Annotated in this window: 21 protein-coding genes and 1 tRNA gene; 10 read left to right on the forward strand and 12 right to left on the reverse strand. The window is 43.8% G+C overall.

Going from position 1 to position 23,727, the window contains the following annotated elements; genetic code table 11:
• Positions 1–7 precede the first annotated feature (7 nt).
• Both gdhA and ACXAER_RS18445 read left to right on the forward strand, forming a co-directional pair.
• Positions 8–1,360 carry an NADP-specific glutamate dehydrogenase gene (gene gdhA / locus ACXAER_RS18440; RefSeq protein WP_474831734.1) on the forward strand — a complete coding sequence of 451 codons (1,353 nt, stop codon included), beginning with the start codon at positions 8–10 and terminating at the stop codon, positions 1,358–1,360.
• Positions 1,361–1,588: 228 nt separating this feature from the next.
• Positions 1,589–2,044, forward strand: a complete 456-nt coding sequence (locus ACXAER_RS18445; RefSeq protein WP_474831736.1) for a hemerythrin domain-containing protein — start codon at positions 1,589–1,591, stop codon at positions 2,042–2,044.
• Between the two features lie 140 nt (positions 2,045–2,184).
• On the opposite strand, the gene ACXAER_RS18450 is transcribed toward ACXAER_RS18445, so the two are convergent.
• The 9 genes from ACXAER_RS18450 to rlmE form a co-directional block, all read right to left on the reverse strand.
• A complete protein-coding gene (locus ACXAER_RS18450; protein ID WP_014949371.1) occupies positions 2,185–2,343 on the reverse strand; it encodes a YqaE/Pmp3 family membrane protein in 159 nt (52 codons plus the stop codon).
• Positions 2,344–2,537: 194 nt separating this feature from the next.
• Entirely contained in the window at positions 2,538–4,832 is a 2,295-nt protein-coding gene (locus ACXAER_RS18455) for a putative bifunctional diguanylate cyclase/phosphodiesterase (RefSeq protein ID WP_474831739.1), read from the reverse strand.
• A gap of 231 nt (positions 4,833–5,063) precedes the next feature.
• Positions 5,064–5,149: transfer RNA gene (locus ACXAER_RS18460), tRNA-Leu, on the reverse strand.
• 16 nt (positions 5,150–5,165) lie between these two features.
• The gene (gene secG, locus ACXAER_RS18465) at positions 5,166–5,603 is read right to left on the reverse strand and encodes a preprotein translocase subunit SecG (RefSeq protein ID WP_474831741.1); all 438 of its coding nucleotides are present in this window, start codon (positions 5,601–5,603) and stop codon (positions 5,166–5,168) included.
• 10 nt (positions 5,604–5,613) lie between these two features.
• Entirely contained in the window at positions 5,614–6,357 is a 744-nt protein-coding gene (gene tpiA / locus ACXAER_RS18470; RefSeq protein WP_474831744.1) for a triose-phosphate isomerase, read from the reverse strand.
• A gap of 96 nt (positions 6,358–6,453) precedes the next feature.
• Entirely contained in the window at positions 6,454–7,797 is a 1,344-nt protein-coding gene (gene glmM / locus ACXAER_RS18475; protein ID WP_474831747.1) for a phosphoglucosamine mutase, read from the reverse strand.
• Between the two features lie 9 nt (positions 7,798–7,806).
• Positions 7,807–8,631, reverse strand: a complete 825-nt coding sequence (gene folP, locus ACXAER_RS18480; RefSeq protein WP_474831750.1) for a dihydropteroate synthase — start codon at positions 8,629–8,631, stop codon at positions 7,807–7,809.
• A gap of 148 nt (positions 8,632–8,779) precedes the next feature.
• Positions 8,780–10,726 carry an ATP-dependent zinc metalloprotease FtsH gene (gene ftsH / locus ACXAER_RS18485; protein WP_179983328.1) on the reverse strand — a complete coding sequence of 649 codons (1,947 nt, stop codon included), beginning with the start codon at positions 10,724–10,726 and terminating at the stop codon, positions 8,780–8,782.
• Between the two features lie 101 nt (positions 10,727–10,827).
• On the reverse strand, positions 10,828–11,457 hold the full coding sequence (rlmE, locus tag ACXAER_RS18490; RefSeq protein WP_338853590.1) for a 23S rRNA (uridine(2552)-2'-O)-methyltransferase RlmE: 630 nt from the start codon (positions 11,455–11,457) through the stop codon (positions 10,828–10,830).
• A gap of 95 nt (positions 11,458–11,552) precedes the next feature.
• On the opposite strand from rlmE, the gene yhbY reads away from it, so the two are divergent.
• Both yhbY and ACXAER_RS18500 read left to right on the forward strand, forming a co-directional pair.
• Positions 11,553–11,846: a ribosome assembly RNA-binding protein YhbY gene (gene yhbY, locus ACXAER_RS18495; RefSeq protein WP_014949363.1), complete on the forward strand. Its 294-nt coding sequence runs from the start codon at positions 11,553–11,555 to the stop codon at positions 11,844–11,846.
• A gap of 114 nt (positions 11,847–11,960) precedes the next feature.
• Positions 11,961–12,737 (forward strand): 3-hydroxyacyl-CoA dehydrogenase, encoded by a 777-nt coding sequence (locus ACXAER_RS18500; protein WP_474831755.1) that lies wholly within the window; start codon positions 11,961–11,963, stop codon positions 12,735–12,737.
• 100 nt (positions 12,738–12,837) lie between these two features.
• On the opposite strand, the gene ACXAER_RS18505 is transcribed toward ACXAER_RS18500, so the two are convergent.
• The 3 genes from ACXAER_RS18505 to ACXAER_RS18515 all read right to left on the reverse strand — a co-directional run bounded on the left by ACXAER_RS18505 (position 12,838) and on the right by ACXAER_RS18515 (position 17,111).
• Complete coding sequence (locus ACXAER_RS18505; protein WP_474807012.1) at positions 12,838–13,752, reverse strand: GGDEF domain-containing protein; 915 nt, start codon at positions 13,750–13,752, stop codon at positions 12,838–12,840.
• A complete protein-coding gene (locus tag ACXAER_RS18510) occupies positions 13,749–14,555 on the reverse strand; it encodes an alpha/beta fold hydrolase (protein WP_474831758.1) in 807 nt (268 codons plus the stop codon). Before ACXAER_RS18510 ends, ACXAER_RS18505 begins: the two co-directional genes overlap by 4 nt.
• A 159-nt stretch (positions 14,556–14,714) precedes the next feature.
• Positions 14,715–17,111, reverse strand: coding sequence for a Lon protease family protein (locus ACXAER_RS18515; protein WP_474831761.1), 2,397 nt, complete (start codon positions 17,109–17,111; stop codon positions 14,715–14,717).
• A 284-nt stretch (positions 17,112–17,395) separates the two neighbouring features.
• Between ACXAER_RS18515 and ACXAER_RS18520 the strand changes: the two genes are divergently transcribed.
• From ACXAER_RS18520 to rsfS, 6 genes are all read left to right on the forward strand, one after another.
• A complete protein-coding gene (locus ACXAER_RS18520; RefSeq protein ID WP_474831764.1) occupies positions 17,396–18,031 on the forward strand; it encodes a hypothetical protein in 636 nt (211 codons plus the stop codon).
• Positions 18,032–18,351: 320 nt separating this feature from the next.
• On the forward strand, positions 18,352–20,955 hold the full coding sequence (gene leuS / locus ACXAER_RS18525; protein WP_474831766.1) for a leucine--tRNA ligase: 2,604 nt from the start codon (positions 18,352–18,354) through the stop codon (positions 20,953–20,955).
• A gap of 11 nt (positions 20,956–20,966) precedes the next feature.
• A complete protein-coding gene (locus ACXAER_RS18530; protein WP_474831769.1) occupies positions 20,967–21,494 on the forward strand; it encodes an LPS-assembly lipoprotein LptE in 528 nt (175 codons plus the stop codon).
• A 24-nt stretch (positions 21,495–21,518) separates the two neighbouring features.
• Positions 21,519–22,547 (forward strand): DNA polymerase III subunit delta, encoded by a 1,029-nt coding sequence (holA, locus tag ACXAER_RS18535; RefSeq protein WP_474831772.1) that lies wholly within the window; start codon positions 21,519–21,521, stop codon positions 22,545–22,547.
• A 47-nt stretch (positions 22,548–22,594) separates the two neighbouring features.
• Positions 22,595–23,296 carry a nicotinate (nicotinamide) nucleotide adenylyltransferase gene (gene nadD, locus ACXAER_RS18540; RefSeq protein ID WP_474831775.1) on the forward strand — a complete coding sequence of 234 codons (702 nt, stop codon included), beginning with the start codon at positions 22,595–22,597 and terminating at the stop codon, positions 23,294–23,296.
• A gap of 17 nt (positions 23,297–23,313) precedes the next feature.
• Positions 23,314–23,634, forward strand: a complete 321-nt coding sequence (gene rsfS, locus ACXAER_RS18545; RefSeq protein WP_118495087.1) for a ribosome silencing factor — start codon at positions 23,314–23,316, stop codon at positions 23,632–23,634.
• Positions 23,635–23,727 lie beyond the last annotated feature (93 nt).

Consider the following 23,727-nt stretch of genomic DNA (forward strand, 5'->3'; position numbering starts at 1 on the left):
ATAGTACATGGCTCAAAAAAGTAACTTTGAAGAAATCTATGACTTTTTAAACGATAAGTTTTCTAATGAGACCGAGTATCTACAAGCAGTACATGAAGTACTTGAAGATATTGTTCCTATTTATAACGCGAACGAAGATTACAAGGCATTTGATATTGTAAGGCGCATTTGCATGCCGGAGCGCATTATCTATTTCACAGTCTCTTGGATGAACAGTGAAGGCAATATTGAAGTAAACCAAGGGTGGCGGGTGCAGCATAATTCAGCAATGGGCCCGTACAAAGGTGGGTTGCGCTTTCACCCAACTGTTAATCTATCAGTGCTCAAGTTTCTTGCTTTTGAGCAGTGTTTTAAAAATGCCCTTACTGGTCTGCCCATGGGTGGCGGAAAAGGAGGCTCTGACTTTAACCCCAAAGGCCGGTCAGACAGAGACATTATGTTGTTTTGCCAAGCATTTATGCGTGAATTGCAACGACACATAGGCGCAAACACCGATGTACCTGCTGGTGATATTAACGTAGGCGCGAGAGAAATAGGTTATCTATATGGCGAATATCGAAGGTTAAACAATAGGTTCGAAGGCGTTTTAACCGGTAAAGGTTTAGAGTTTGGTGGAAGCTATGTGCGTACTGAGGCCACAGGTTTTGGCTTAATCTACTTTTTAGAAGCGGTTTGTAAACAGCGAAACTCGTACATTGAAGGCAATACAATTGCAGTATCTGGTGCAGGAAACGTAGCACTGCACGCGGCGCTTAAGGCGGTAGAGAAAGGTGGAAAGGTAATTTCGCTCTCAAACAGCCGGGGGCTTCTACATGTTGAAGAAGGGTTATCGGATACGGCATTAAAATGGGCAATTGATAACCACGCTAACCGAGATAATATCCTTGTAGACATGGCTGATAAAAAAATGGGGAAATGGATAGCCAATAAAAAGCCATGGCATATAAAATGCGATATTGCTTTACCTTGTGCAACGCAAAATGAACTGCTTGAAACGGACGCCAAGGTATTACTAGATAACGGCTGTAAGATGGTTTTAGAAGGTGCGAATATGCCGTGTACAAATGAGGCGCAAACCCTTTTCTTAGATGCCAAAATTGTTTATGTGCCCGGAAAGGCATCTAATGCAGGTGGTGTCGCCTTGTCGGGATTAGAAATGAGCCAAAACGCCGTGTTCAATCAGCGCAATGCGAACGTACTTGATGATCAGTTATACGCTATTATGGAAAGCATTCATCAGCGCTGTGTTACAGAAGGACAAGGTGTAGGTGATGAACACGATTATATCGACTACATGAAAGGCGCTAACATCGCAGCGTTTAGACGTCTTGCAGACGCCATGGTCGCACAAGGCGTGTAGCACGTTTACCACATATTTCATTCGATAAATTCACGACAATACTGCTGTGAATTTATCGGTAAGTAACCTGTAAAATTTGCGTTTTTTCTGTTCTCTTTTACCCACCCCCTGCATCGTTCAATAGATTTTATTATAAAATTCAGGAGCTAACAGACTTTTTATTCATGGAACAATAATAGCATTACCCTTGGTGTGATTAACTTTTTAGGTATTTATAAGGAACCACCTATGAAAATTTTTGAAGCTTTACGCCAAGACCATGAGAAGCAACGTTTATTGTTAAAGATTTTAGCTGAAACAAGTGGCGATACAGCTGCACGCCGTGAATATTACCAAGAGCTCAAAACTCAGCTTGAGAGTCATGCTATTGCTGAGGAGCGCCACTTTTATGCTCATCTTTTAGAAAAAGACGCCACCGTAGATTTGACCCGTCACGGAATTGCAGAGCATCACGAGATTGATGAATTACTAGCTAAGCTTGATGACACCGATATGAGCTCACCTGCATGGTTACGTTATTTGAAGACACTTCAAGAAAAAGTGGAACATCACCTTGCTGACGAAGAACAGGAGTTCTTCCAGGTAGCGGGGAATGTGCTTAACGACCGCCAGAAAACAAAACTTGCTGATGAATATCAAAAAGAGATGAAACAGGAGTTAGACGACGAAAAACTAACGGCGTAACATAGCCTTGGTATCCATGGCGGTAGTATTCAATCCGAAAGGCGTCATAAAGTAAAAAGCCAGCTATTCAAGCTGGCTTTTGCATATTTAGTGTTTGATTGCTCTTTCACCTATAACAGATTACTGAAGCGCTCAAGTGCCTACTTTTTAGCGATGATGTAAACCGCGTGAATTACACCTGGAAAATAGCCAAGAATGGTCAATAAAATATTGATCCAAAAATGCGCGCCGATACCGACCTGTAAAAATACGCCTAGCGGTGGAAGTAAAATTGATAAAAGTATACGAATGATGTCCATAGTAAATTCCTTGTTTTTGAAGTAATTTCACAACTCAGTAGGCAAAAAACTCACACTTTGATGAAAGTGTTCAGCCTGCGGAGCGATTTTCACGCTTCATAATGGTTGTTTGCATTTTAGATGCCATGTCAGCGTTGATAAACGATTGAGCATCCCATTGACTCCAAAAATATAAATTTTTTGTAATAAGAAAGCTATTCACCGAAAGGCGTATTTTGCAGCCAATCTTCTAGGTCTGGACGATTAAGCGGTCGACTGATGAAGTAACCTTGCGCGATATCACATCCCCACTCTTTCAAGATCTCTAGCGACGCAACATCTTCCACACCTTCAGCCACCACTTTCAAATTAAAGGCATTCGCCAAACTAAGCACAGTATGAACAATTTGTTGATCGTTCTCGTCGCTTGCCAGAGTAAGAATAAAGCTCTTGTCTATTTTAATAGTTTTAACAGGTAAGTTCTTTAAATAGGCCAGTGACGAATATCCAGTACCAAAATCATCAATTGCGAAGTGAAATCCTCTGGCGGTTAATTCGTTAAGGTTTTCAATCGCAAGTGCAGCATCAGCAACTAAATCGCTTTCGGTTATTTCAAGCTCTAAAGAATCTGGTGATAGCCCTTCTTTCGTTAACAGGGCTACTAACTTGCTTAGTAACACTTTATTCTGAATGTCTTGTGTCGACAAGTTCATGGCAACAGTAAACCGATAACCTTTCGACCTAAAGTAAGACAAGTCAGTAATGGTTTGTTGCATTACCCACATAGTTACTTTTTCAATCAACCCTGCTTGCTCGGCGATGGTGATAAATTCGTCTGGTGGAACAAAACCAAGAACACTGCTGCTCCAGCGAATTAACGCTTCCATGCTACAAACTTTCATCGTTTGTAGGTCAACCTTAGGCTGGTAGACCATAGACAATTCGTTTTGCTGGCTCGCTAGTACCCGTTTCAACTCTGTTGTAATTGCAAGGCGACGGTTATATTTATCTTCTAAATCAGTTCGATAGCGAACACACCAACTGTCACTATGAATCGCTTCATCGGTAACTATATTCATTTTTCTGAAAAGTTCTTCAGAAGACGTTGCGTCCTGCGGGCATTCGATGATTGCCATAGCAACTTTCACGGGAATAGCGATTAAATTACTCTCAACAGGCTGCTCTAATATGTGCTTAAGCGTTTCTAGCTGATCATCATTAAGAGATTCCTGCGATATATATAAAATCTCACCGCCAGCAAGGCGTGCAGACGTGCCAGGCCAGCGCTGTAAACGCTCAGCTAACGCTTTTAACGTATTGTCGCCATTTGAATAGCCATACAGGTCATTAATAGTTCGAAACCCAATGACGGTAATAGCCACAACTTGAACAGCCCGTCCTTCTTTGAGCTCGGACTCGAAAAAGCCTTCAACATAGTTGCGATTAAAAAGTCCAGTTAACGCATCGTGCTCTGCTTGGTAGCGTATGTGCTTTTCACGACTTTTAATACTTGCTTGCATACTGTCTACCGCATTTGCAAGCTCTGTGATTTCTTTTAGTTTGGCCGGTGCTTCAAGGGTTGCCCCATAGCTCCCCGTAGCCACTTTGTTTACTGCTTTTACCAATTTAGATACAGGCTCACTTACATTTCTTGCTAGTAAAAGAGAAAGACCCATAGCGATAAGAATTGCTAATAAGCAAAAAGCCAATATGGTTAATTGAATACGCGTGAAAGCGTTGAAATAAGAGGTTGTATCTACAGCTAATGTAATGGCAACAGGCAAATTTTGCTCTGAGCCAATACTTACCTGGCGCGCAAAATAAGTTAATTGATTTTTAAAGGTTACGTCTACCCAAGACGGATCTTGTTCAGATGATATTATTCTTTGCGCTTCGGTCCTATCTAATGTTGCCTTTATAACCTCGCCTGTACCTGTCTCAGAAATGATGATTTCTGCATCGACAAGTTGCTTCAACTGTTCAAGTAGCGCAGTGTCAAATTCGACACCAATTAACAGGTAATATCTAAGTGTAGGAATTTCTACACGAATTAGGTTTAGCTGAACTAAATTATTATTTACAACAAAAAGGCCGCTGTCTCGCCCTTGTGCAACGAGCGACAAACTGCTCTCTACATCCTGACCAACTTCGAATAAGTTCGTATGAGTTGCAACCACCTTATGGTCTAAGCTCACTAGCGCGATAATTTGGGTATTAAGGCGATCGGCATAACTCGTAAATGCAGCTTCAATAGAGGGTATATTCTCGGTTCCAACGGCGCGCCGGAAGTCAAAGGAACGAGATAGGACCTTGGAAACACTTTTAATGACGGCTTGCCTGTCGGCAACAACTTTATCAAAAACTTTCTCAGCTAAAAGAATATCGTGATCAATATTTTGGACAACGAGAGTGTTCGCGGAACGCCAGACAGCGCCAATAATCAGAAGTGATGCTATTACAATCCCTATTAACAAGGTTTGGAATAAAGTCTGACTTAGTGTCTTTTGCACTATAGTGCCCCGAAAAAATTGTTGTAACTTTAAAGCTGTCGAAATAGGTATCGAAGTTAAGAATAGCTGATTAACAATAATAGGGACAGGTATAACATGCTGTAAATTTTAGATTTTAACGCTTTGTTACAAATACTGTACCCTCAACATATATTCGCTACACTTTGATTGGCACAATAGGCAGGCTACAAAAAGCAAAAAGCCAGCATGACGCTGGCTTTTATTATTAATTGGTGCGGAAAGCGGGACTTGAACCCGCACGAGCTATGCTCACCACCCCCTCAAGATGGCGTGTCTACCAATTCCACCACTTCCGCGAAACTTTTTATATGCTTAGTTTGAACCTTCAGAGCCATCAGCTACTGGCACATCAGATGCATCAGTTACTGGCACGTCAGAAGCGTCTGCTTCAACCGCTGGTACGTCGCTTTGCGCTGCATCTTCAATAACTGGTACATCCTGGTCAGCCGGAAGCTGAACTGGCTCTTCAACAGCCACTGGAACTTCTAAGTTATTCCACTCATCTTCAGCACTTTCACGATTTGCGGTCAACGCACCTAGTGTAAGGCTTATGAAGAAAAACAAGCCTGCTAAAATACCTGTGGTACGCGTCATAAAGTTACCAGAACCCGATGAACCAAATACAGTGTTTGAGCCACCTGAGCCAAATGAAGCGCCCATATCTGCACCTTTACCTTGTTGAATCAAAACGAATCCAATAAGTAAAAGCGCTACAATTAGGTATGCTACTAATAGCACTTCGTAAATCATAAATACCTCGTCAGTTTGCCGCTTGGCAAATTGAAATAAAATCTTCAGCCTTTAAACTGGCCCCGCCAATCAAACCGCCATCTACGTCTTTTTGCGCAAATAAGGTGTTGGCATTATCTGGCTTAACACTTCCGCCGTATAAAATACGAAGGCCCTGGGCCAGTTCTGTGTCTACTTTACTAAAGTAGCCACGAATAAATTCGTGAACGTCTTGTGCTTGTTCTGGGCTTGCAGTTTTACCTGTACCTATTGCCCAAATTGGCTCGTAAGCTATAACTGTTTTGCTTAGTTCAACCACAGACATTGCATTAACAAGAGCGTCTAGCTGTTCACCGACAAACGACTCTACGTTGTCAGCCTCTCTCACTTCAAGGGGTTCACCCACACAAATGATAGGAACTATGCCAGATGCGACACACTGCTTAGCTTTTAGCGCTACAAGTTCGCTTGACTCACCTTGGTCTTCGCGTCTTTCAGAGTGCCCAACGATTGCGTATTCACAACCTGCTTCTTTAAGCATTTGGACTGATAACTCACCAGTATGTGCGCCATTTTCTAAATGACTTACGTTTTGAGTACCGATAGCAAATGAACGAGTTTCAAATGCGTGTAAAAGTAGAGAAGGAGCACAAATCACGATTTCCGATTCAGCTTTTACATCAGCAAGTTTCTGATTAAATTCAGCAACTAATGCTAAATTTCCATTCATTTTCCAATTGCCAGCCACGAATGGCTTTCTTACATTTTCACTCACAACGCAGACCTTAGCCCTGTCTTTAAAGCGGGCGTGATATTAACTATTTAATTGAAAAGATACAAGCACAAAAAGCAAAATTTCCTGCTACGCCAACTAATTGGCGAGATTACGAACAGTTTCTGCAATATGCTCAGCCCATTTATGAGATTGTGCATCGTCGTTCGACTCTACCATCACTCGAATTAGTGGTTCAGTACCGCTTTTACGCAGTAATACCCTACCCGTCTTACCTAATGCAGATTCCGCTTCTTTCTTTGCGCTTTGTACATCTTGATGTGAAAGATAATCCACTTCTTGGTTTGCGTAACGCACGTTAACCAATGTTTGCGGGTACATGTCAAAACCGCTCGCTAAGTCGTGTAGATCCATATGAGAGCGTAACATAGCAGCAAGTACCTGAAGCCCTGCAACAATACCATCACCAGTCGAGCTCATATTAAGGTTAAGTACATGACCTGAATTTTCACCGCCAATAGCCCAGCCTTTTTGCTGCAGCAATTCCATCACGTATCTGTCGCCTACGTTACTTCTTACAAATGGAACGCCCAGCTTTGAAAGCGCATTTTCAAGACCTAGATTACTCATCAAGGTGCCAACGACGCCACCTTGCATTTTGCCATTTTTAAGTGCGTCACGCGCGATGATGTAAACAATCTGGTCACCGTCTAAAACGTTACCGAGATGATCAACCATCATAATGCGATCGCCATCGCCATCTAGTGCAAAGCCAAGGTCAGCGCCGGTTTCTTTAACCTTTTCTACAATGGCGTTCATAGAAGTTGCGCCAACGCCGTCGTTGATGTTTAGGCCATCAGGCGCTGTTCCCAGCTCAATGACTGTTGCGCCTAATTCGCGAAGCACATTTGGTGCTATGTGATACGTTGCGCCGTGCGCGCAATCTACCACTATTTTTAGACCTGTTAACGATAGCTCAGACGGGAATGTACCCTTACAAAATTCAATGTAACGACCTGCTGCGTCATTAATTCGTGTAGCTTTACCTAACTTGTCAGAAGCTACGCATGTCATTGGGCGCTCTAACATGTCTTCAATAGCTAGCTCGATGTCGTCATCTAGCTTAAAGCCTTGAGCAGAGAAGAATTTGATGCCGTTATCGTAAAAAGGGTTATGGGAGGCACTGATTACGATACCCGCTTCAGAACGGAATGTTTTCGTTAGATACGCAATAGCCGGCGTGGGCATAGGTCCTAGCAAGCCGATATTAATGCCTGCAGCCGATAGACCAGCTTCTAGAGAGGACTCTAGCATGTAGCCAGATATACGTGTGTCTTTACCGATAAGTACTTTATTTGTGCCGCGGCCAGCTAGAACTTTACCTGCGGCCCACCCTAATTTGGTAACAAACTCTGGGTTGATATTGCTCTCACCCACTTTTCCACGTATACCATCGGTGCCGAAATATTTGCGCTGAGTCATTATTATTCCTTATTTAATCGTATTCAGCATTTTCACGATATTGACAGCGTCCGCTGTTTCTTTAACGTCGTGAACGCGAATAATCTGTGCGCCCATTTGGGCGACAATTGTAGCGAGGCTTACGCTTCCAGCCAAGCGCTCATCTACTTTTCTGTTAAGCAAATTGCCTATCATTGATTTGCGTGACATTCCAACTAAGACAGGAAAGCCCAACGACATAATATCAGGCAGATGTTTAACCAGGGCATAGTTATGCTCTAGCGTTTTACCAAATCCGTAGCCTGGGTCGAACATTATCGACGCTTTCGCAATGCCAGCTTGCTCACATACTTTTGCGCGAGATATTAAAAACTGGATTACTTCGTCAATAACATCACTATATTCAGGGTTGTTTTGCATAGTTCGAGGTTGCCCCTTCATATGCATTAAGCACACGGGGACGTTAGCATCAGCTGCGGCTTCCAATGCACCGGGTTCTTGTAAAGCACGTACATCATTAATTAACCCTGCACCCGCGTTGACTGCTTCACGCATTACTTCTGCTTTACTGGTATCAATAGATATCACAACATCGCTATTTTTAGCGACTGCCTCAATAACAGGTATTGTGCGGTCTAGTTCTTCTTGCAAAGATACATCAGGGGCTCCAGGTCGTGTAGATTCTCCACCAATGTCAATAAAGGTCGCGCCATCACCTATCATACGATGCGCATGTTCAACGGCTTGCGTCACATTGGCGTGCTTGCCACCGTCAGAGAAAGAGTCAGGGGTTACATTTAATATGCCCATCACATGAGACTGTGATAGGTCGACGAAGTGCTTTCCAAACTGCATGAATTACTCGCATTATTGTTCTTTAAAGATGAAGCTATAAAGCAAACTGATTTTAACCCACAGAGATAGCGATAAGCATTAGATTAAAATCAAACTGCTCTAACAAAAAACGCCAGCTGAACTGGCGTTTTTTAATTAGTGTAGAGGCTTAGCTTGGAATATCGCCCGGCTTGCCTACAGACGGTTTATCAACACCATCGTTTTTAATTTCACCTTCGCGAACTGGTGCACCACCACTTGGCTTATCGCCACCAGACGGCTTGCTGTCATCCCAGTCTGCAGGAGGACGAACGTCAGTGCGGTTCATCAGATCATCGATTTGCTTAGCATCAATGGTTTCGTACTTCATCAGTGCGTCTTTCATTGAGTGTAAGATATCAATATTGTCTTCAAGGATTTTTTGAGCGCGTTCGTAGTTGCTGTCAATCAATGACTTGATTTCGGCATCAATAGCACGTGCTGTGTCATCAGACATATTCGTTGCCTTAGACATAGACTTACCTAGGAACACTTCACCTTCGTCTTCAGCATAAAGCATTGGACCCATTTTGCTCGACAAGCCCCACTGAGTCACCATCTTACGTGCAATTTCAGTTGCGCGCTCGATGTCGTTAGATGCACCCGTTGTTACTTTGTCGTCGCCGTAAATGATGGCTTCAGCAATACGCCCACCAAACAAGCTAGAAATCATGCTTTCTAAGTGTTGTTTAGAATGACTTACACGGTCTTGTTCAGGCAAGTACATGGTCACACCCAACGCGCGACCGCGTGGAATGATCGATACTTTGTAAACCGGATCGTGCTCTGGCACTAAGCGACCAACAATGGCGTGACCTGCTTCGTGATACGCTGTCATTTCTTTTTCAGGCTCAGACATCACCATAGACTTACGTTCAGAGCCCATCATGATTTTGTCTTTCGCTTTCTCAAACTCTTCCATTGAAACCAGACGTTTGTTACCACGGGCAGCAAACAATGCAGCTTCATTTACTAGGTTCGCCAAATCGGCACCTGAGAAACCTGGTGTACCACGAGCAATAACAGAAGGTTCTACGTTGTCAGCAACAGGTACTTTGCGAATATGAACCTTAAGAATTTGTTCACGACCGCGAATATCTGGCAGACCTACTACAACCTGACGGTCGAAGCGACCAGGGCGAAGTAGCGCAGGGTCAAGAACGTCTGGGCGGTTAGTTGCCGCAATAACGATGATACCTTCGTGGCCTTCAAAGCCGTCCATTTCAACAAGCATTTGGTTAAGCGTTTGTTCACGCTCGTCGTGACCACCACCTAAACCAGCACCACGTTGACGGCCTACCGCGTCAATTTCGTCAATGAAAATAATGCAAGGCGCTGCTTTTTTGGCTTGTTCGAACATATCACGAACACGCGATGCACCAACACCTACGAACATTTCAACGAAATCAGAACCCGAAATAGTAAAGAAAGGTACTTTTGCTTCACCCGCGATAGCTTTCGCAAGCAACGTTTTACCCGTACCAGGAGGACCTACCATTAGCACACCCTTCGGGATCTTACCGCCAAGCTTCTGGAACTTAGACGGGTCGCGAAGGAAGTCGACTAATTCAGAAACGTCTTCCTTAGCTTCATCACAGCCTGCTACGTCAGCAAATGTCGTCTTGATTTGGTCTTCACCAAGTAAGCGAGCTTTGCTCTTTCCGAAAGACATAGCGCCACGGCCGCCGCCACCTTGCATTTGACGCATGAAGAATATCCATACACCAATAAGCAATAGCATGGGGAACCATGAAATGAAAATTGACGTTAGAAGAGACTGCTCTTCCGGTGGTTCACCGTAAACTCTTACGTCGTTTTTAACTAAGTCAGATACTAACTTGTCGTCGAAGTAAGGTACGAATGTTTGGAAAGTTTCGCCTGAACGCTTTGTACCGCGAATTTCGCCACTATTGTTGATGCGAACTTCACGAATATTTCCCTGTTCTGCTTCTCTCAAAAACGTTGTGTAGTCAGTTTGCGAACGAGACGATTCACTCGGTGAAAAGCTCTGAAAAACCGACATTAAAACAACGGCGATGACTAACCATAAGATTAAATTTTTTGCCATATCGCTCAATGCTACTAACCTCTATAAACCCGAATTGCTTGTATATTCAACAAGTTGTTTATTGAATAAACGGCACAACTCGCAACGAAAACCGCTTAACCCAAAGCGTACTACACTTTATACCCACAAGCCACCAAATACACCTCACGAGAACGTGATCTGGACGAGTCAGGCTTACGCGTCTTTATGGTTGTGAAAGATTGTTTAAGTGCGTTCATGAACTCAACAAAACCTTCACCTTGGAACACCTTAATGACAAAAGAACCTCCAGGCTTTAAAACTTGGTGACACATATCTAGCGCTAGTTCGCAAAGGTACATAGAGCGAGATTGGTCAACCGAAGCGTTACCTGCAAGGTTCGGTGCCATATCAGACAACACAATATCTACGGTGTTCCCACCGATTCTGTTCAATAGTGCGTCGAGAACCGCGTCCTCTCGGAAATCACCTTGTAAAAAGTCTACGCCAACTATCGGATCCATGGGCAAAATATCGCACGCGATAACTTGACCATTGTCGCCAACAAGCTGTGCAGCTAGCTGAGACCAGCCCCCTGGTGCAGCACCAAGGTCTACAAGTGTCATTCCTAGCTTTATGAGCTTATCTTTTTTCTGGATTTCTTCCAGTTTATAAATAGCTCGCGAGCGCCAACCTTCCTTATTTGCTTTTTGCACATAATGGTCGTTGACGTGTTCTTGTAACCAGCGTTTACTGCTGGCGGAGTGTTTCTTTTTTGTCATTCCAGTACAATGTCATTAGGATTGTAGAGAAGATGGCGTTAGAATACGTTATTTCAAGCATAAACTAACAGATTAATTGTAAGAAATATTACTAGATGAAACTTTCAAATAAACAGAAACAATTCCTAAAAGGTCTTGCACACCCGTTAAAACCTGTTGTGCAGCTAGGCGGGAACGGCCTGACAGAAGGTGTCGTTGCAGAAATCGACAACGCACTTAGTCACCATGAATTAATTAAAGTTAAGGTACCAACTGATGATCGCGAAGAAAAAGCGCTTATCATGGATGCCATCGTACGTGAAACCAACTCAGTTAAGCTTCAGGTAATTGGTCATACGCTAATTATCTACCGTCAAAGCGAAGACTGTAAAATTCAGTTGCCAAAATAGCGGCAAAATAACTGAATAAAAGGTGCCGTTCCCTTTCGGCACCATAGTTTTTCTTCTTACTTCCCGTTAACATCACGTTAATAATAGTGAACAAATAGGGTTTAAGGGAAAACTATGACGCTAAATAATCTTACCGCCGTTGTCACTGGCGGTTGCTCAGGACTTGGTCACGCCACTGCTATCGCGCTTCGCGATGCGGGTGCCAACGTCAGCCTTTTCGACCTAAACGACGAACTTGGCGCGCAACGTGTTGAAGAATTAGGTAGTGACAATACACATTTCACCAAAACCGATGTTCGTGATGAGGCCTCTGTTCAAGCGGCTATCGATGCTACCACTGACAGGTTTGGTGCTATTTCACTGGTAGTCAACTGCGCTGGTATCGCACCCGCAAAGCGTTTACTCGATAAAGAAGGCAACCCTGCCCCACTCGGCGATTTTCAAAAAACTATCGATATTAACTTGGTCGGCAGCTTTAATGTGTCTCGCTTGGTTGCAGCAGCTATGGCCAAACAGTCGCCTGTTAACGATGAAGGCGAACGCGGCCTTATTATCAATACTGCTTCAGTTGCAGGTTACGAAGGTCAAATAGGTCAAACTGCTTATGCAGCAAGCAAAGGTGGAATTATTGGTCTAACCCTGCCTATGGCTCGCGATTTAGCGCCGCTAGGAATTCGCGTTAACACTATAGCGCCTGGCGTGATGGGCACGCCTATGCTGCTTGCTATGCCTGAAAAGGTGCAAGACGCCCTTTCTGCCAACGTACAGTTTCCTAAGCGTCTAGGGCTGCCCGAGGAATTCGCAAAACTGGTTATCCACATGGCGAACAACAGCTATTTAAATGGTGAGACCATTCGCTTAGACGGCGGCCTTCGCATGCCGCCTAAGTAGTTAAAGAAAGTTAATCAACGAGGCAATCGGTAACGCCTCGTTGAATATTAAACGCTTAGGGTAGTCAATACCTACACCCCCAATAAATACCGAGTTATAATTAGATCTTAACGATACCGCGAACACTATCATAAATTCGAGTATGGGCTCTTTGATTAGCTTTTGCTTCGTAAAGTGCCTTATCAGCTTTTAGCAATTGGTGAGCAATCGGGTTCGTTTGTTCAAGGTCATCTTTTTCTAAGACAGCAGCACCAATACTTGCCGTTAAGGCCTGTCCGCTGGGTAAACTAATTTTGCTTATGCCATTATGCAGCCGTTCGCTAAAAGGTTTTATATCTTTTATATCCGTGTTAAAAAGCACGATTAAAAACTCTTCGCCGCCCCATCTCGCCACAACGTCAGTCTCACGCACATGCGCTTTCAACACGTGAGACAATTTTATTAGTATTCTATCGCCTTCTTCATGGCCAAAGGCGTCGTTAATCTTCTTAAAAAAGTCGATGTCTAAAAGCAGAAAAGATAGAGGGACAAAGGCGCGACGGGATTGAGAGATCATTTTTAACACATCATCATTTGCCGCGCGACGATTAAGTAGTGGAGTCAAAGTATCTCGACGGCTTACGGCCGTAAGCTCTTCGGTCTTCTTTTCAAGCTGGCCTTTTGCTTCTAACAACTCTTGATAAAGCTTATCTCGTTCTTTTGCAACGTATATCGCCCAGTACAATATGTTACCTGTGACTGTGATATTCGCTACAGCGGGCACTCTAGCGCCCGAGCCCGATAGCAAAGTGATTTGAACTTCTAGATATTCACCATTGGCAAGGAGTATTGGTTTTATATAACTTTCATAAAATATCGAACTCGCCTTAGAGACTATATCGATTACTTTCTTCCCAGAAGTCCAATCTAACCCTAGAAACGACTTAGCATGAGGATTAAGCCATTTTATTTCTGTCGTTTCAAAATCCGATTTAAGTAACAAACAGGGAAAGTCTTCCTCTATTGCTTCTTTCAAGCTGCGAACCCCTCAAATAGGGTAAACACAGTAGCCGGATCAGTCATGTGTAAACAATGTCCATAGGCGTCGACGATATGCATTTTAGCGTCCGGAATAGCGTTATACATGTATTCCCCCACGTTTGTTGACGCTAAATTATCGTGCTTGCTTTGTAAAATAAGTGTAGGAAGCTTTAGTTTTGGGAGTTGTGCTCTGTCGTCAGAGAAAAACGTAGTTTTGGCAAACGGCTTGGCATATTTAGGATCCGTAGAGCAGAAGCTTGTTTCAAGTTCTTGAATTAAGTCTGCGTTATTATCTTGCCCCATTACCAAAGGCGCTAAATAATTTGCCCACCCCACATAGTTCTTATCCATAAGGTTTAATAGTTCTTCTAAATCTGCTTTGTCGAAGCCTCCCATGTAGTCAGGGGGGAAATTTAGAAAGCAGGGGGACGGACATACCATGGCAAGCTTAGAAAAAATGTGAGGTGATTGGATAGCCGCGCGCATGCCAACCATACTGCTAACCGAGTGCCCGATGAAGATTACATCCTGGAGGTTTAACGCCTCACATATTTCTATGACATCTTGAGCATATCCATCGAGTGTCGCATAGCGATTAGTATCGTAAGCTGAATAATCAGAAGCACCGCATCCTACATAGTCAAATAGAACTACTCTATACTTTTCTACAAGGAAGGGTAATAGGTGGCGCCACATCTGCTGATCACAGCCAAAACCGTGGGCTAACATTATAACCGTACTTCCTGAACCATGAGTTGTGACGTTATTCCTAGCCACTACGCTGCAACTTGGCTGCATGGTTTACCTTCTTATTTTTTTTAAGGGGCAGCACGATTAGTTCTAACATTGATGCGGGTAATAATGTTATGAGTACCAATGCTGCCTAGCATATGTATTACTACTTATATATTACACCAAGATACCATTACAATTTCAGGAATAAGATTATCTTTTCGTCTATTCCCCATCACCACCATTAACAATAAGCGCGATATTGTATAAACGGTTTACCGCATGGTAGTTAATAGAGTTTTTAGGGTAGCGCCCTTTACTACTAATTTTACCGGCTTCTTGCTCCATCAAAATAGTCAGCGCATCGTCCACGGTTTCAACAGTATAAATGTGAAACAGCCCTTTTTTCACGGCGTCGATAACTGTGGCATCTAACACCAAGTTTATTGCATTCGATTTAGGAATAATCACGCCCTGAGTACCGGTTAGACCACGGTGTTGACATAAGTCAAAAAAGCCTTCTATCTTTTCGTTTACCCCGCCAACGGCTTGCACTTCACCATATTGGTTTATTGAACCTGTAATAGCCAAGGTTTGTAGGCATGGAATTTCAGTCAGCGCAGATATAAGCGCAACCAATTCGCCTAGTGATGCACTGTCACCGTCTATATGACCGTAAGACTGTTCCAGCGCGATGTTTGCAGATAACGTTAACGGGAAATGCTGAGCGTATTTATTACCTAAATAGCCGTTCAGCAACATAACCCCTTTAGAGTGTATGGGCTGTCCAAGCTCTACTTCACGCTCGATATCAACTACGCCACTTGCCCCGGCAAATACAGTAGAGGTAATGCGTGCGGGTGTACCAAATGCGGTGTCACCAATATCCAATACGGTTAATCCGTTTACTTTTCCTACCGCTTTGCCTTCAGTGGCAATGAGCACGTGCCCTTCTTTAATATCATTTAAAAGCGTTTGACTAACGCGGCCCGTGCGTCGTTTTTTGGCACTTAATGCTGTTTTTAAATGATCAAGCTCTAGCGTGTCGGCATTCGACTTCTTACAGAAATAGTAGGCTTCATTGACCAGCTCGATAACTTCAGCAAAATGCGCGGAAAGCTTTTCTTTGTGTTCCGCCATTCTAAGTGAATATTCAACCAGCCTGCACATGGCATTAGCCGTTATACCTTCAAGCCCTAGTGTATTAAGATGCGCGCGCACCTTGCCTACAAAGTCGAAAAGCGCCTGTCTGGTAACGGGAATTTCTAAGTCAAAATCCACTAACACTCTGAATAGCTCGTCAAACTCGTCATCATAATCTTGCAGGGTGTAGTACAAATCGCGGGAGCCTAACAAAACGATTTTCACATTTAAGTCGATAGGCTGAGGGTTTAGCGTGATGTTATTCACCATACCCACGTCTTGCTGCGGTAAGTCCATGCGCAAGCGCTGGGACTTAATGGCAAGTTTCAGGGTATCCCACACAAAGGGCTGCTCTATTAGTTGGTCGACATCCAATAAAAGGTAGCCACCATTTGCCCGGTGCAGCGCACCTGACTGTATCATTCTGTAATTGGTAAATACGCTACCATGAATGTTGGTGTATTCAATTTTACCGAACAGGTTTTGATAGGTAGGGTTCGGCTCGTAAATAACAGGTGCCGCTTCGTCTAATTTATTTGATACCAATACATTAGGAAGAAACTGCTCTTCTAAAAATATCTTCTTATCAAAATCGTCACTCTTTTCCTCTTTTTGCTCTTCATTATGAATAACTAAGATAGCGTTAACCAAAGCGGTTTTAAGCTGTTTTAGATACTTCATAACCCCGAACTCAGAGGCATATTTATGTTCAAACACTTTGATAAGCGGCTTAATCACGTGCTCTGCGGTCTTTTTGTCTAGCTCACGCAGACGCTCTGAGTTTTCCCGTTTCCACGTAGGTAAACTCAACAGACTTTCACTCAGTCTGTTTTCTAAGTCATCAATGAGCGTGTAAAAGCCTTCTCGCTGCTCGTCAGTGAGCGATGCAAAATCAGTATCTCTTATCGGCTTGCCGTTGATGATGGGTGAAAACGTAATTGACCCACCCTCTTCGTAAAGGGCAACGTCGTTAGCTTGTGCGTAACGCTCTACAGCATCTATAGCAGCGTCGTACTTTTGTTCAAACTCTCTGGAGATAGAGGTACGGCGGCGCTGATAACCAGGGTTATCAAATGCAATAGGCAGTGAATCCAACACATCATCAATAAGTGCAGCCATATCTTTTTGAAATGTCTTGCCACCACCTGGCGGAAATTTTAGCGCTACAGGCTGGCGTTCATCATCAAAGTTGTTGATATAACACCAATCATCGGGTGCGCAAAGCTGTGCGACTTGGCGTTCAATGTAGTCTTTTACTAAAGTGAAACGCCCTGTAGCAGGCTCACCCATTACGTAAAGGTTGTAACCTTTGGTGTTAATACCTAATCCGAATGTGAGCGCTTCCCGTGCACGCTCTTGCCCAATAAAAGTCGCGTTGAGCGCTTCATCGTCTTTTAAGGCACTGTTTACCGCTCGGCGATTTATGGTAGGTGATAGCGCGTCTACATTTAACGCATATATATTAGTGTCTACAGACATGCCTGTTCTATTTTTGTTTCTTTACTTAAGTGAAACCCTAATTAACAGCACTGTCAAACGGTTAACTCTAATAAGGCAGCTTTACGTTGTTAATTGCACAACAAACAACCAGCTTGGCATCTTTATGTATTGAATAATGCATAACGAACAGGTACTGAGGTTTCTGTTCATATTGATACATAGAGAAACAAGGTGTAGCTTTTTAACGGCAGTAAGTGCGATACATAGTGAAATTTAGATTAGCAAACAGCTAACACGAATAATAAAAGCCAAAGGTTAGAACAATGACGACAATAACGAAAGCTGGCAAAACCGTGCTCTTTTCGAGTCTACTGGGTGCTATATTTTCTCCATTTTGCCTCGCTAAGGTAAACTATGCGGACAATTCTGGATTTTCTATTACTAACGAAAGTGAAAGTACGGCCCCTATCGAAACAGTGTATTCTCACTTTATTCAACACGTGGATAAATGGTGGCCGAAAGATCACACTTGGTGGAAGGGTACGCTTAGTATTGATGAACAAGCCGGTGGTTGTTTCTGCGAAGTTACACAAACAGCAAGTGCGGCACACATGCAAATAAGCTATGTTGAGCCTAACAAAAAAGTGGTAATGACCGGCGGATTAGGTCCTCTTCAAGAAATGGGCTTATCAGGTGCGCTCACTTGGGAATTCAGCACCGCAGAAGAAAACGCCTCATCGAACGATGATACAAAGCGCGAGCCCTCACCAAAAACAAAAGTTACCCTTACCTACCACGCCTCTGGCAATATTCACTTCAACGGACAACGAGCATCGAACGAGGACGCTGCCAATTTGGTTAAAGTTGTCGATAAAGTGCAGGCGCAGCAGTTAAATGCATTAACCGCCTTTAGCAATAAACAATTTAACGAATCGGATAAAGACAGCGCTAAGCGTTAATAGAAATGACCATAAATAGGTCGCTATGTGAATTTTACGCGAGAGTTTAAGCAAGTCATCTTCGTTAACGCGCTTAAACTGCTGCATTAATGCTCACTTTTCATGCAAGCAGAAATAAATATTGCCTAGTTCAGTGTTAAGCTATTGAGGCATGGCTTAGCGCTGGGTTATTCTATTGGGCTATATGTATGTAAAGTGGGAAAATCCCACGTGCGGTTAAATGGCAAGAATGCAGGAGAGGTTACAAATTCTTTTGCAAATCGTTCGCCTTGTGCCGCCCCATAAACGTTTTAACTTTTTAATGCGGAAGCCTAAGTTTCATGGCCGATAATCAGTACAATCCGAAAGACATTGAACAGCGTGTTCAGCAATACTGGGAAGATAACCAATCTTTTAAAGCAAACGACGATGTAGATAAAGAAAAGTTCTACTGCCTGTCTATGTTCCCATATCCTAGTGGCCGACTTCACATGGGCCACGTGCGCAACTACACCATTGGTGACGTGATCAGCCGTTTCCAGCGCATGCAGGGTAAAAATGTATTGCAGCCTATGGGTTGGGATGCTTTCGGTCTACCGGCAGAAAATGCAGCGATTAACAACAACACTGCACCGGCGAAATGGACATACTCCAACATCGATTACATGAAAAACCAGCTTCGCTCGCTAGGTTTTGGCTACGACTGGGATCGCGAAGTAACCACATGTAAATCAGATTACTACCGCTGGGAACAGTGGTTCTTCACACGTCTTTACGAAAAAGGCCTTGTTTACAAGAAGAACTCTACTGTGAACTGGGACCCTGTAGACCAGACTGTTTTGGCCAACGAGCAGGTAATCGACGGTCGCGGATGGCGCTCTGGTGCGCTGGTTGAGCAAAAAGAGATCCCTCAGTGGTTTATTAAAATTACTGACTACGCGGAAGAGCTTTTACAAGACTTAGAGCAGCTTGAAGAATGGCCAGACCAAGTACGCGCAATGCAGGCAAACTGGATTGGCCGCTCTGAAGGCGTCGAAATTACCTTCGATTTAGCGTCAGCGGTTAACGACATTGCCGATTTAACGGTATATACCACACGTCCGGATACCTTCTACGGCGTAACTTATGTAGCAGTAGCGGCGCAGCACCCATTAGCTGAGTTTGCCGCGCAGTCGAATCCAGACTTAGCGGCCTTTATTGAAGAGTGTAAGAACACCAAAGTTGCAGAAGCTGAATTAGCGACGATGGAGAAAAAAGGCTTTGCTACTGGTTTTGAGGTTATTCACCCACTAACCGGTGAAAAGCTTCCAATTTGGGTCGCTAACTTCGTGTTGATGGACTACGGTTCAGGAGCAGTTATGGCTGTACCAGGTCACGACCAACGCGACTGGGAGTTTGCCACAAAGTACGATTTGCCTATTAAGCAAGTTATCGCACCAAATGCAGATGATGAAGATAAATGCGACCTTTCAGCTTCTGCGTTTACCGAAAAAGGTAGCTTAATTAATTCGGAAAAATTTGACGGGCTTGAGTTCGATGCGGCATTTAACGGTATCGCTGATGAGCTTGAAAACAAAGGCTGTGGTAAGCGCAAAGTAAACTACCGTTTACGTGATTGGGGCGTAAGCCGACAGCGTTACTGGGGCGCACCTATTCCAATGCTTAATTTGGAAAACGGTGAATCGGTTCCGGTTCCTGCTGACCAACTGCCGGTTGTGCTACCAGAAGACGTAGAAATGAATGGCGTAACCTCGCCAATTAAAGCTGACCCTGAGTGGGCCAAGACTACATACAATGGTGAAGCCGCGTTACGTGAAACTGACACCTTTGATACCTTTATGGAGTCATCTTGGTATTACGCACGTTACGCAAGTGCTACCAATAACGATGCCATGCTTGACCCGACTTCAGCCAACTACTGGCTACCGGTAGATCAATATATTGGTGGTATCGAGCACGCCATTTTGCACTTGCTTTATTCGCGCTTCTTCCACAAATTGCTACGCGACGAAGGCTTGGTGAACTCTGACGAGCCATTTAAGCGTTTGCTGTGTCAGGGCATGGTATTAGCCGACTCTTACTACCGTGAAGACGCGTCTGGTAAGAAAACTTGGTTCTCGCCTACTGAAGTAAGCACAGAGAAAGATGACAAAGGCCGCATTGTTAAAGCGTGGCTAACCGATGACGGAGAAGAAGTTATTCACGGCGGCATGACCAAAATGTCTAAGTCGAAGAATAACGGTATCGACCCACAAGAAGTTATCGACCTATACGGTGCCGATACAGTCCGTCTATTCACTATGTTTGCAGCGCCACCAGAGCAAACACTAGAGTGGGTTGATTCTGGCGTTGAAGGTGCAAACCGCTTCCTACGTCGTATTTGGAAGCTTGTTACCGAGCACGTGGAAAAAGGCACGGCAGAAGCTATTGACGTTAAGTCACTGTCGAAAGACCAGCAGGCACTTCGCCGTGAAGTACACAAAACGATTGAGAAAGTGTCTGATGACTTAGGTCGTCGCCAAACTTTCAATACTGCGGTTGCTGCAGTAATGGAGCTACTGAATCATCTTCAAAAAGCGCCACAAGAAAACGCTCAGGACATCGCCATTATGCGCGAAGCTTGTGAGTCAATCTTGTTGCTACTTAACCCTATTACCCCGCACATCGCTCACGAGCTTTGGAAAGTACTAGGTCACAGTGAAGATATCGATTCAGCGCCATGGCCACAGGCAGATAAAGCGGCATTGGTTGAAGACGAGAAACTTATTATTGTTCAGGTTAACGGTAAGGTTCGCGCGAAAATGACCATTGCTGCTGATGCAAGTAAAGAGACAATTGAAGCATCTGCGAAAGAGCAGCCTAACGTTCAGCAATTTATCGAAGGTAAAACCATTCGCAAAGTGATTGTTGTTCCTGGCAAGCTTGTAAACATTGTAGCTAACTAGGTCAGATGGTGATGAAAAAGCACTTACAATTTGCTGTCGCTGTGTTAGCTACCGTTTGGGTTACAGGCTGTGGTTTTCATTTGCGAAGTAGCCCTAGCCTTCCCGACGACATTAACACGGTTGCCATTGAAAGTGCTCGAGCACACGCGCCCCTTGCGCGTGCGCTCGATAAACGCCTTAACGTTTATGGTTTATCTAGTGTTAACGTGGATGAAACAACCCGCTCTAATCAACAGGTAAACATTTACTTGCTACCAGAGAAATTAGAGCGCCAGTTGCTGTCTGTTTATCCGTCAGGGCAAGTTGCCGAGTACGAGCTTATTTACGTGGTTCGTTATCGTGTTCAATTCCCCGGTAAAGAAGCGGTAATGGCCCAATTTGAAGTGGTACGTGACTATCAAGACGACCCAGATCAGGTGTTGGCAAAGTCTCGTGAACTTGAACTAATGTTAAGCGAAATGCGCAACGAGGCGGCAGATATTATGATTAGGCGCCTTTCTAGTCAGGCAGCGGCTGCGCCAAACGTATCGTCACTATAAAACAAATAGACATCAGAATTCTTCATGCAAATTTATCCAAACCAATTTAGCCAAGATATTTCAAAGGCATTACGTCCATGCTATTTGGTATTTGGAGACGAGCCTCAGCAAAAATTTGATGTTATTGAACAAATTCGCACTAAAGCAAAGGCCAATGGTTTTGAAGAACGCACTGTACTTGTTGCTGAAACAGGCTTTAACTGGAACCAGTTAATTGAAGCTACGCAAAGTATGTCGCTTTTTTCTAGCCAGCAGTTTATTGAATTAGAGCTACCCACTGGGAAACCAGGCACTGAAGGCAGCAAAATGCTGCAAGAAGTGGCGGCGTCTTTAAACCCCGATATTCTGTTGCTTGTTCACGGCCCCAAAATAGGCAAAGACGTACAGCGCGGCAAATGGTTTAAGGTTCTCGATGAACTGGGGGTATCGGTACTTTGCTATCCACTGGAAGGCAAGCAGCTAAACGTATGGTTGAATCAACAGCTTAAAGCCCATCAGCTTTCCGTGACCGCGACAGGCGCCAAAATGATTGCCGATTTTTGTGAAGGCAACATGCTGGCCGCCAAGCAAGAGATTGACAAACTCGCTCTGCTCTATCCGCAACAGTCTATCTCAGATGAGCAAATTGAGCAGGCGATGGTGGACCAATCACGTTTTAACGTGTTCCAACTGGTTGACGTAATGCTTAGCGGTGACAGTACTCGCTGTATCAAAATGCTCTATCGATTAGAAAGCGAAGGTCTAGAGCCAAACATTATTATCTGGGCGCTTGTGCGTGAATGGGAGCAGCTATGGAAGCTAAAACTAGCTCAGCAAAGCGGCACGCCTATACAGTGGCAAAAGTTTGGTATATGGCGCAATAGGCAAGGCTTTTATCAAAGTGCATTGAATCGTTTGAGCCTTGCACAGCTTGAAGATATACAAAAAGCACTTACACGAGCTGACCATGCATTTAAACAAAATGTCATTGCCCGGCCCTATGTTGAAATGTGTCACCTTTGCATGATGTTCATGGGCATAGATCTTCGCGAAATCCCGCTGTTACAAGCGTAAAAGCCCTAATAGGTTATGGATAAGGTAAGGACAAGGTAAATAAACAAGTGAGTCAATCACGCTCTTCTCAATCAAACCCGCATGTAAAAGCTATCCTAGGCGGTACTTTTAACCCACCACATAAAGGTCATATTGGTGCTGCACTGAAAGCCGCTGATGAAGTGGGTATTGAACATGTTTATCTAATGCCGTGCAAATTAGCCCCCCATAAGTCGGTAGGCGTTTCAGAAACCCACCGGGTAAGAATGATTGAACTTTGTGCCCAAAACAATGACAGACTTATTCCAGAGTTAATTGAACTGACGCTTCCGTCACCCTCTTATACGGTAAAAACACTGCGAGCGTTGAAAGAAAAAAGCAATGATACAATCTGTTTTTTCATCGGCGCAGATTCACTGTATAATCTGGATAAATGGTACGAGTGGGAAGACCTGCTCGATTACTGTCACTTAGTGGTTATGCGCAGAGACGACGAAGAATTTTCGCCTCCCCCTGCGATACAAGCTTGGTTAGATCGTCATGTGACTAACGATAAAAGTGTTATTCACACGAGGTCTTCAGGCCATGTAGTGTTGACCAACACACCACTGTATAGTGTTTCATCTACTGAAATTCGTGACGTATTAGCAGATGCTGCCACGTCTGACGAAGCGAATGCGCCAAACGCTTTAAAGGCTGCTTCTGCCGAGTCTTGGCTAGAAGAAAGCGTATTAGCCTACATAAACGAACATCAGTTATATAAAAGTTAAGTAAGTGAGGAAAGCTCTTGGAGAGTCAACAGCTCAAACAGTTTGTTAAAGATAAAATTGACGACATGAAAGGCCGTGATGTTATCGAACTAGACGTTCGCGGCAAATCAACAATTACAGATACCATGATCATTTGTTCGGGTAACTCTAAACGCCACGTATCTTCTATTGCTGAAAACGTAATGGTTGAAGCAAAAAATGCCGGCCATGCTCCTGGGAGTGTAGAAGGTAAAGAAACAGGTGAATGGGTTCTTGTGGATTTTGGTGATGTGATTTTGCACGTAATGCAGGATGAAACCCGTGATTTTTATCAGTTAGAAAAACTGTGGGCGCAATAATTTAAACGTCAGCTAAAAATACATAGCTACACGGTCGATAAAGGCCATACCTTTTAAGCGTATGGCCTTTATTGTATAAAAGAAAAACTAATT

The sequence above is a fragment of the Alteromonas sp. AWJ4_199 genome, from assembly GCF_056159165.1.